This is a genomic window from Streptomyces sp. NPDC051563 (genome assembly GCF_044454225.1).
Classification (GTDB): Bacteria; Actinomycetota; Actinomycetes; order Streptomycetales; family Streptomycetaceae; genus Streptomyces.
Genome location: NZ_JBITDL010000012.1, coordinates 221235 through 230325 on the forward strand (window position 1 = coordinate 221235; position 9091 = coordinate 230325).

Consider the following 9091-nt stretch of genomic DNA (forward strand, 5'->3'; position numbering starts at 1 on the left):
CCGCGCACATGATTGCCGCAGCCGTCTCCGTGGTCTCGGCCGCACCCTCCGCCGCCGACTCCGGCAACGCGTCCTGGCTGATGATGGCCACGGCCCTGGTGCTGCTGATGGCTCCCGGAGTGGCCTTCTTCTACGGCGGCATGGTCCGCACCGGCCAGATCGTCGCCATGCTCAAGATGATCTTCTTCTGCATGGTGATCGTCACCGTGCTCTGGTTCGCCATCGGGTACTCCCTGGCCTTCGGCCCCGATGCCGGCGGACTCGGGGTGATCGGCACGCTCGACCACGCCTTCCTGCGCGGGATCGACAACAGGTCGCTGACCGGCTCCGTGCCCACGGTCACCTTCGTGGTCTTCCACCTGTCCTTCGCGGTGGTCACCGTGGCCCTGATCGCCGGGTCCATCGCGGGGCGCGCGAAGATGGGCGGCTGGATCGCCTTCGTCATCGCCTGGACCCTGCTGGTCTACATCCCCATGGCCCACTGGGTGTTCGACCCGGCCGGCTGGGTCGCCAAGCAGCTCGGCGCCGTCGACTTCTCCGGCGGCACGGTCGTGGAGATCGGATCCGGAGCCGCCGGACTCGCCCTCGCCATCGTCGCGGGCAAGCGGGCCGACTTCGACCGCCAGGGCATCCGGCCGCACAACCTGCCGCTCGTGGTCATCGGCCTGTCCCTCATGTGGTTCGGCTGGTTCGGCTTCAACACCGGCTCCTCCCTGGAGACCCCGGGCGGGGCCGCGATGGCCTTCCTCAACAGCCAGCTCGCGGCGGGCGCGGCGATGGCCGGCTGGGCGGTGACCAGTTGGTGGCGCACCCGGCAGGTGGGCCTGCTCGACATGTGCATGGGCGCCGTCACCGGACTGGTCGCCATGACCCCGCTGGCCGGCGGGGTGAGCCCGGTATGGGCCACCGTCATCGGCTTCCTCGCCGGGCTGACCTGCGCGTTCGCCATCAGCTGGAAGTACCGGCTGGGCGTGGACGACACCCTCGACGTGGTGGGCATCCACGGCTGGGGCGGCATCGTCGGCATGGTCATGGCCGGCCTCTGCGCGACCGGGACGCTGACGGGCCACAAGGGCCTCTTCTACGGAGGCTCTTGGGACCTGCTGAGCAAGCAGCTCACCGCCACGGTGGTGCTCGGCCTGTTCTCCTTCGTGATGACCGCACTGATCGGCAAGGCCATCGAGGTCACCATCGGGCTGCGCCAGCCCGGCGGCATGGTGGAGAAGGAACAGGCCTACGCCGACGCCCTCTCCGACAACCTCGAGGAGCTCTCGGGCGGTGATTCCCTCGCCGAGGGCGCCGGGGAGGATCCGGAAAGCGCCTCCGCCCTCGTCGCCCGGCTGCGCGAGGTGCTGCAGAGCACCCCGGGGAGTGGCGGCGCCGGGGAGCGTTAGAACCGTGGGCCGGCCCACCGGGCCACCGCTCGGCGGGCCGGCCGCTCCGCATGGCGAACACTTGACGCAAGGTTGACCACTTCGGTGGCGAGCGGGCCGGGGAGGGCCAACTACCGTCCCTCGCATGCCCCTACGCCCCCCGCCCCTGCCCGTCCTGCCCTACCGGAAGCCGACCCGCGGACGCGACTTCTGGGAACTGGACGACGTACTGCCCGATCCGGCCGCCGTACGCGAGCGGCTGCTCGCCCGGGACGACTGGACCGAGGGGTACCCCCACAAACCCGAGGCCTGGCCGGGCCTGCGCTCCATGCCGGCCCTGGAGCCGGACGAACTCGCGCACGTGGAGCGGCTGGTGCGCAGGGCGACCGGAGCCCCGCGGATCTGGGCCCAGGAGCCCGCCGGGGGCGGCACGTTCAACCACAACTGCGTGCAGGTCGTCGGCGAAGGCGAGTGCGAGCCGCGGCCCCACACCGATTCGCGCACCCTGTGCCGGTACGCCGCCGTCCTCTACCTCAACCCCGCGGTCCCGAAGGACTGCGGCACCAGCTTCTACCGGCAGAGCCTGCCGGGCGGCTCCCTCGGCGGCAACCAGGTGGCGGCCCCGCACAACAACCTGGTCGACGCGCTCGGCACCCGGTTCGTCGCACCGGACTCCTTCGTCGAGGACCTGCGGGTCCCCCACCGGGCCAACCGGTTGCTGCTCTACTCCGCCAACCTGATCCACACCGCCACCCGCTACTGGGGCCACACCCTGGAGGACAAGCGGATGACGGCGGTGTTCTTCTGGATGGCCTGATCCGCCGGTCCGGCCGGGGTCGCGAAGAGGTCAGCCGGTGAAGCCCAGGGCGCCCAGCGCCTCCTCGATCCGGCCCCGGTGCTGCTCCTCCCAGGCATCGAGGGACTCCTCGGCCTCCTTGGCCAGCTTCGCCCGGGCGCCCCGCAGGATCTCCTCCTGCCGGGCGGCCGGGGTGACCACGATGCCTTCCTCGTCGGCGACCACGATGTCACCGGGGTGCACGCTCACTCCGCCGACCCGCACGGCCCCGCCGAGCGAGCCGAGCTTCTTCTTGCCGCCCGGGACGGGGATGACACCGCGGGCGAAGACGGGGAAGCCCGCTGCGCGCACCTCCCCGAGGTCGCGGAGGAGCCCGTCGAGCACGAAGCCGGCGATGCCCCGGCGCTGGGCCACGGCGCACACGTTGCCGCCGGCCAGTGCGTAGTCCAGGTCGCCCGACTCGACGACGATGACCGAGCCGGGCTCGGCGCGGTAGATGGCCGCGTGCAGCATCAGGTTGTCCCCGGGCTCGCACCGCACCGTGTAGGCGGGTCCCGCGATGCGCGGCGCGTCCCACAGCGGGCGGATGCCGATGTCCATGACCTGCTCGCGGCCGAGGAAGTCGGCGAGCGTGGTGGGCGGGACGCCCTGGAAGCCGTTGTCCATGTCAGTCCTTGTTCTCAGTACCGGCCGCCCCTGCGGCGGGCCCGGCCGGGGCAGCAAGATCGTAGGTCACCGCGCCCCTGGAGGCCCGGCCGGGCCACGGGGCGGACGCGGACCGGGCGGACACGGCGGCCGGACTGATCATCCGCTCTCGGCGAACCGGCCTCGGCATCCGGCGCGAGCCGTGTTTGGCTGGCGCGATGGAGATACTTGTTCTGGGCGGCACGGCATGGCTGGGCAGGGAACTGTCCCGGCAGGCGATCGAGCGGGGCCACCGGGTGACGTGCCTCGCGCGCGGTGAGAGCGGCGCCGTCGCGGACGGGGCCGCACTGGTGGCGGCCGACCGGCGCGATCCCGCGGCGTACGGACCGCTCCTGGACCGCACGTGGGACGCGGTCTTCGAGGTGTCCTGGCAGCCGGGGTTCGTCCGCGGGGCGCTGACTGCGCTCGCCGGCCGGACGGGGCACTGGACCTACGTCTCCTCCGTCAGCGCCTACGCGTCCCACGCCGCCCTCGACGCCGACGAGTCCACGCCCCTGCTGGCCGCGGCCGAAGCGGACGAAGTCGACCGCGCGGAGTACGGCGAGGCCAAGGTCGCCTGCGAGCAGGCCTCCACGGCCGCCGTCGGCGACCGGCTCCTCATCGCCCGGGCCGGCCTGATCGGCGGCCCGGGCGATCACAGCGACCGCTCCGGCTACTGGGCGGCCCGCGCAGCGGCCGATCCGCTGGGGCCGATGCTCGTCCCCGACGAACCGGACCTCGCCACCCAGGCCATCGACGTACGGGACCTCGCCCACTGGCTCCTCGACTGCGCGGCCAAGGGCACCACCGGGACCTACGACGCCGTCGGCCCGGTGGTCCCGCTCGCCCGGTGGATCGAGCTGTCCCGCGCGGCCGGCGGGCACACCGGTCCGCTGGTCCCCGCCGGCTCCGCCTGGCTGCTCGCCCAGGGCGTGGCCGAGTACATGGGGCCCGGTTCGCTGCCGATGTGGGTGGCGGAGGAGGGCTGGGAAGGCTGGGCGGCACGGAGCGGGGCCGCGGCGCGCGCGGCGGGCCTGCACCAGCGTCCGCGGGCCGAGCTGCTGGCCGACACCCTGGGCTGGGAGCGCGCACGGGGCCTGACCCGGACCAGGCGCGCGGGCCTCGACCCCGAACGCGAACGCGAGCTGCTCGCCGCACTCGCGTCCGAGGCCGGCTGAGCCCCGGGGCATCAGGGCGCCTGTGACCGGTGTCCTGATGCCCCGGAGCCCCCTTGCGGCCGTTACCTTGGGGGCCATGGAGACCCGCACCACCGCACGGGCGAAGCCCGCCCGCGTCCTCGGCGACCGTGCCTGAGGCCCCGGCCCCGGACCCGGCCGTGAACGCGCCCCTCCACGGCGCCTGGCTCCGCGACGGCATCAGCCGCGACGGGGGCCCGCTCCGGGAAACGGAGCACGTCGTGTGGCTCCAGACCGGCAGCCTGTACGCGGACAGCCGCGGGTTCGCCGGAACCACCTCGTACGACGGCCGGGAGATCACCTTCCACCACGACGTCGGCGCCCCCGGCCACGACGTCGCAATCCTGCGCCCCGACGGCGAGCGCCTGATCGAAACGGGCACCAACCTCGACGGCAGCACCTTCCTGGAGGTGTGGTCCCCGCTGCCCGCTTCCCAGGGCCCCGCCGGCTGTTGGCTCGCCGCGGGCACCGAGACGGTGCGGGTGGGCAGCCACGTGGTGCACGTGGACGCCGCCGGGCACGGCACGCACCACGTCCTGCCGCCGGATCAGCCGGGCTGACCCGCTCCGGTGTCCGCGGGCCCGGCCGTACGGGCCTGCCCTCGGCCGAGCAGTTCCGCCAGTCCGCGCCGAGTGGCGGCCACGACCACGCGGTCCACGGGCCGCAGGACCCGGCCGGGGCGCAGGTCCCAGACCAGGGCGGGCCGCCGGGCCGTGTCGTAGCCCGGTTCGGTGGCGAGGCCGGGGCGGCGGTCCGCCGGGGCGGCGGTGTCCAGGGCGACGACCCGCCAGGCGCCCGGCCGGAACGACTCCGCGATGGTGCGGCCCTCCAGCTGGGGATGGCCCGCCACCTCCAGGACCGCGAACACCAGCACCCTGCGCTCCACCGGGATCGCGCCGAGCACCTGGCGGCCCATCATCGCCCCGGCGAACGCGGGCGCGGCCAGGTGGGAGACGCTGCGGCTGCGGGTGAGGGCCGCGGGGTGTGCCTCGCGCAGGGTCCGGTACACGGCGGTGGCGAACTCGTTGTCGTACAGCCGCATCACCACCCGTACGTCCGGTTTCACCGAGCGGGCGTAGAGCGCGGCCTCCAGATTGGTGGTGTCCGAGCTGGTCACCGCCAGCAGGGCGTGGGCGCGGTGGATCCGGGCGGCCTCCAGGACCCCTTCGTCGGTGACGTCCCCGACCACGACGGGCACGTGCAGACGGCGGGCGAGGGCGATCCCGCGGGCCAGCGGATCGGACTCCACGCACACCACGGGGATCCCCAGCTCGCGCAGCCGGGCGAGGACCCGGGCGCCGACCTTGCCGAGGCCGAGCAGCACGACGTGGCCGGAGAGCCCGCGCGGCGGCCTGCGCAGGGCCGTGGCGGTACGGAAGGCGCCCAGTGCTTCGAGCGCGGCCGCGACCAGGACGGGCAGCAGGAGCAGCCCGACGAAGCCGGCCAGGATCTGCAGGAGCTGCCGCTCGGGGGGCTGGTCGAGCGCGGGGTCGTTGATCGCGAAGACGTCGAGCAGGGTCAGGTAGCCGGCGTGCAGCGGGGTGTCACCCGTGACCAGCGAGGAGGCGACGGCGAGGGCGGCCACGGCGGCCGTGATCCCGGCCAGCGACCAGCGGAGCCTGCGGGAGAACAGCGAACCGACGGGCAGGGAGACCTGGTTGAGCCGCCCTTCGGGCGCGGCCGCGGTGTGGGAGACGGCTTCCAGCGCGATGATCCCCCGGCCGGTCGCGGCCGCCACGGACCGGGCGTCCGGGAGCAGGTGCGGGCCCCGGTCCCCGCCGAGCTCCGATCCGTCGGCGCCGGCCGGGTCCACGGCGGTGGCGGAGAGCAGGGCCAGGGTGCACAGGCCCGGGTCGGCCACCTCGCCGGGGCCGGGAGGTGTGCGTTCCACCGCGCGCAGCAGCAGGCCGTCGGCCTGGATGACCTTGCTGGTGCCGGCGACGGCGGACGCCACGAGTGCGGGGGCGGCCGTATCGGCGTCGGAGAGCACGGTCGTGGCGGAGTCGAGCCCCCGCAGGTCGATCCCCGGCTCCGAGACGAGCGCCGCCTGGTCGAGCAACTCCTCCAGGTGCTGGCCGAGTTTGCGGTTGTAGAGCCGGATGACGAGCCGCAGCCTGGGGTTCAGCCGCCGGGCCACGAGGGCGGCCCGTACGTTCGTCTCGTCGTCCCCGTAGACGAGTGCCAGCGCCGCCGCCCCGGCCACCCCGGCGGCGGAGAGGGCCTCTTCGTCGGGGACGGGAGCCTCCAGCACCCGCATGTCCGGTACGTGCGACTCCCCCGGACCGGGCCGGTCCGCGGCGGCCGTACGGATGCGCGCGGCCGGGAACCGTTCCAGCAGGGCGCGCCCGGCCCGGGCGCGGGTCCGGCCCTGTCCGGCGGTCGTCCCGGGGCGCACCTCGCGGGCGGCCGGTACGACCAGCGTCACCCGCTCCTCGTACACGTCGCGGAGTTCGGCGGCCAGCCGGTGGGCGAGCCCGTCGTCTCCGCACACGACCATCAGGTCGGCGGATTCGGTCGGTTGGGGGTGCGCGGAAGGAGAGGACACGGTCCCAGCATGCCGTGCCCGCCGCTCCGGCCGGACGGCGGCCGGGCGCCGGCGGGCGGGCGGCCGGGCGTCAGTGGATGACGGTGAAGCTGCGCCAGGGCAGCGCCTCGGGGGCCGTCACGTTCGAGAGGGTCGTGGCCACGTAGGTGCCGTCGCCCCGGTCGAGCTTGCGGCAGTCCTCCGTCTGGTACAGGACGACGTCCACGAGGGTGTTGTTCTCCACGTGGGTCGCCCCCTTCGGCAGGGCGATCCTGTGGCAGCCCTTGACCGAGGTGTTGCTGTAGCTCACTTCGACGGGCGAGTCGTGGCCGCGGAATTCGAGCATCCCCACGGTGCTCCGGCCCAGGCCCGAGCAGGCGGTGGCCGTCAGCAGCAGCGCTGCCGTTCCCGCGATGATGCTGATACGCCTGCTGTGGGACATGGCGCGGTCCTCGTCTGTGCGGTGGTGGCGGTCCTACGGACAGACTGCCCCGGCACGGCGCCCGCGGCCCCCGGTGCTCCGCCGTCCGGGTGATGTGGGCGCCGTCTCAGGAGTACTGGCACACCGTGACCCAGCCACCGGGGATGTTCGCGCCGCTCATCGCGCCGCAGCCCATCTTGGTGTAGTTGGGCTGGATCATGTTGTAGTAGTGGCCCCAATCCCGGTACGAGGCACTGCCGGTGTCGTAGTCGGGACCTGCGGCGTCGTAGGCGGCCTTCTCCGCCGCCCACTGTCCGACAGCCCCGGTGGGTGCGACGCTCGACATGTTCTCGGCGACGTTCGCCGTGCTGTGGTTCAGCTGGTTGCCGGCGGAGGACTGCGGGTCGTCGGCCCAGCTCTGGGCCTGGCTGGCGAGTCCCGGGTCCCAGGTCAGCGGCGGTTGGCCGTTCTGTTGGCGTATGCCGTTGGTCTCGACGAGCATGGCCTGTTGCTCGGCGGGGCTGACGTCCGCGGGGACGGCTGCCGGGGAGGCGGTCGCGGCGCCGCCCGTCGCCAGCAGGAGGCCTCCGGCCATCAGGGCCGCCGAGGCGGCCGCGGCGGCGCGGCGGTGCATTCCGGTCAGGTTCACGGCGACCTCCAGGTCGCACGGAGGGCATGCAGGAGGAACGGGCTCACGTCGGGGCGATCACGAAAATGCCCCGCGGCCGGTTCCGGTTGATGGCGGGAAACAGCCATCGCCGATGGATCCTCGGGTCGGCGGCCGTCAGACCGCCCCCAGCGGGTCCGACTGGACCAGCTGGCCCCAGGTCCCAGTATCCCCTCGGCGTGTTGCCGGCGCACCGCGTCGGTCCCCGCACCGTGGCTCACCTGGGGCTTCGGGTCGCGGGGAAGCCCCAGGCGGTGCCGGAGTGCGATCAAGGCGGCCGGGGGGTGCGATGGAGACCGGGCCGCGGCCACTGCGGTGCGTGCCTCACCTTCCGGATCGCTGAACGGCGGTGACGAGCGTGACCACGCACACCGAGGACCCGCCCCGAGGGACCTGCCCGCACCGCCGGAGCGCCGCGGCGTGCGCCGGCTTTGCCCTGGCCCTCCTGTCGGGCTTCGCCCTCGCCCCCGCGGGCCACGCCGGTCCGGGCGGTGACGCGGCCCCCGGGCGCTGCACCCCGGGGTGGGTCTGCGGCTGGACCGGCCCGTCCTACACGGGTGTGGTGAGCCTCATGGCGCGGGCCATGCCGCGGTTCCCCGAGACGACCGCCTACGTGGGCTTCAATGACGCCGCATCGGTCTGGTACGGCGACCCGTCGCCGGGCGGCGGCGGGGCGGCGAGCGGGCGGTGCGTCACCCTCTACAACGGCACCGGCTACAAGGGAAGGGCCCTGACCCTGGCTCCCGGCAAAGGGATCCCGCAGCTTCCGCCGTCCTTCGGCCACGTCCGCTCCGGCCGCTTCCACGCCTGCAGGCCGCCGCTCACGGAGCCGACGGCAGGCACAACTCCACCGGGTGCGCACGGCGGGCGGCTGATCTAGCGTCGAAGGTGGGGGGCCGGTCGGGCGGTACGGCCCGGTACGGCAGGCGCCTCAGCCTGCGGAACGCCGCTCCAGTACCCGCTCGACGCCGAACTTCCGCGCTCCGGACCATCAGGGTCCGGGGCGGCGACGACCTCGGAGAGCAGGTGCGTCCCATGCGCACGTCGACCCGCATCGCAGGCGTCCTCACCGGCCTGACCCTCGCACTGGGCGGCGGCACGGCCCTCATGGCCCCGTCCGCCCAGGCGGACGTCACGCAGTGCATCAACCAGGTCGAGCGCGAGCTCCAGGGCGGCGAGGCACCGGACTCCGTCCGCATGTCCTGCTACGTGGGCCTGACCGGCGACCACGCGAAGTGCGTCAGCGGCCTGACCGAGACCCAGGTCTCCGCCGCGACGGCGGAGTCCGCGTGCCGGGTCGCCCCCGAATAGGTCCGGCTCCGTACGACACCGCGCCGGGGGGGGGGGGGGGGGGGGGGGGGGCGCGCCCCGGCGCGGGGGGGGGGGGGGGGGGGGGGGGGGGGGGGGGGGGGGGGGGGCGGGGGGGGGGG

Annotated in this window: 10 protein-coding genes; 6 read left to right on the plus strand and 4 right to left on the minus strand. The window is 74.3% G+C overall.

Translation table 11 applies throughout. The features are described from left to right. Positions 1–8 precede the first annotated feature (8 nt). Together ACIA8F_RS16865 and ACIA8F_RS16870 are read left to right on the plus strand one after the other, a co-directional pair. Complete coding sequence (locus ACIA8F_RS16865) at positions 9–1394, plus strand: ammonium transporter (protein ID WP_399379474.1); 1386 nt, start codon at positions 9–11, stop codon at positions 1392–1394. Between the two features lie 124 nt (positions 1395–1518). Then, positions 1519–2190 (plus strand): DUF6445 family protein, encoded by a 672-nt coding sequence (locus ACIA8F_RS16870; RefSeq protein WP_399379475.1) that lies wholly within the window; start codon positions 1519–1521, stop codon positions 2188–2190. A gap of 30 nt (positions 2191–2220) precedes the next feature. Here ACIA8F_RS16870 and ACIA8F_RS16875 read toward each other — a convergent pair whose 3' ends face one another. After that, on the minus strand, positions 2221–2835 hold the full coding sequence (locus ACIA8F_RS16875; protein WP_399379476.1) for an RraA family protein: 615 nt from the start codon (positions 2833–2835) through the stop codon (positions 2221–2223). Positions 2836–3032: 197 nt separating this feature from the next. Here ACIA8F_RS16875 and ACIA8F_RS16880 point away from each other — a divergent pair, with 197 nt between their 5' ends. Beyond that, entirely contained in the window at positions 3033–4031 is a 999-nt protein-coding gene (locus ACIA8F_RS16880; protein ID WP_399379477.1) for an NAD-dependent epimerase/dehydratase family protein, read from the plus strand. A 158-nt stretch (positions 4032–4189) separates the two neighbouring features. Next, positions 4190–4609 (plus strand): hypothetical protein, encoded by a 420-nt coding sequence (locus tag ACIA8F_RS16885; protein ID WP_399379479.1) that lies wholly within the window; start codon positions 4190–4192, stop codon positions 4607–4609. Here the strand turns inward: ACIA8F_RS16885 and ACIA8F_RS16890 are convergent. The 3 genes from ACIA8F_RS16890 to ACIA8F_RS16900 all read right to left on the minus strand — a co-directional run bounded on the left by ACIA8F_RS16890 (position 4597) and on the right by ACIA8F_RS16900 (position 7643). Beyond that, the gene (locus ACIA8F_RS16890; protein ID WP_399379498.1) at positions 4597–6546 is read right to left on the minus strand and encodes a potassium channel family protein; all 1950 of its coding nucleotides are present in this window, start codon (positions 6544–6546) and stop codon (positions 4597–4599) included. The genes ACIA8F_RS16885 and ACIA8F_RS16890 overlap by 13 nt on opposite strands. A gap of 118 nt (positions 6547–6664) precedes the next feature. Continuing rightward, positions 6665–7015, minus strand: a complete 351-nt coding sequence (locus ACIA8F_RS16895) for a hypothetical protein (protein ID WP_399379480.1) — start codon at positions 7013–7015, stop codon at positions 6665–6667. Positions 7016–7121: 106 nt separating this feature from the next. Further along, the gene (locus tag ACIA8F_RS16900; RefSeq protein ID WP_399379482.1) at positions 7122–7643 is read right to left on the minus strand and encodes a CAP domain-containing protein; all 522 of its coding nucleotides are present in this window, start codon (positions 7641–7643) and stop codon (positions 7122–7124) included. A 376-nt stretch (positions 7644–8019) separates the two neighbouring features. On the opposite strand from ACIA8F_RS16900, the gene ACIA8F_RS16905 reads away from it, so the two are divergent. Next, positions 8020–8541 carry a hypothetical protein gene (locus ACIA8F_RS16905; protein ID WP_399379484.1) on the plus strand — a complete coding sequence of 174 codons (522 nt, stop codon included), beginning with the start codon at positions 8020–8022 and terminating at the stop codon, positions 8539–8541. Between the two features lie 155 nt (positions 8542–8696). After that, a complete protein-coding gene (locus ACIA8F_RS16910; RefSeq protein ID WP_399379486.1) occupies positions 8697–8972 on the plus strand; it encodes a hypothetical protein in 276 nt (91 codons plus the stop codon). Positions 8973–9091 lie beyond the last annotated feature (119 nt).

Bases quoted from the DNA above. Each gene is read 5' to 3' on its own strand.
- ACIA8F_RS16895 (WP_399379480.1), bottom strand. From the start codon at position 7,015: ATGTCCCACAGCAGGCGTATCAGCATCATCGCGGGAACGGCAGCGCTG.
- ACIA8F_RS16865 (WP_399379474.1), top strand. From the start codon at position 9: ATGATTGCCGCAGCCGTCTCCGTGGTCTCGGCCGCACCCTCCGCCGCC.
- ACIA8F_RS16890 (WP_399379498.1), bottom strand. From the start codon at position 6,546: ATGGTCGTGTGCGGAGACGACGGGCTCGCCCACCGGCTGGCCGCCGAA.
- ACIA8F_RS16875 (WP_399379476.1), bottom strand. From the start codon at position 2,835: ATGGACAACGGCTTCCAGGGCGTCCCGCCCACCACGCTCGCCGACTTC.
- ACIA8F_RS16910 (WP_399379486.1), top strand. From the start codon at position 8,697: ATGCGCACGTCGACCCGCATCGCAGGCGTCCTCACCGGCCTGACCCTC.
- ACIA8F_RS16880 (WP_399379477.1), top strand. From the start codon at position 3,033: ATGGAGATACTTGTTCTGGGCGGCACGGCATGGCTGGGCAGGGAACTG.
- ACIA8F_RS16870 (WP_399379475.1), top strand. From the start codon at position 1,519: ATGCCCCTACGCCCCCCGCCCCTGCCCGTCCTGCCCTACCGGAAGCCG.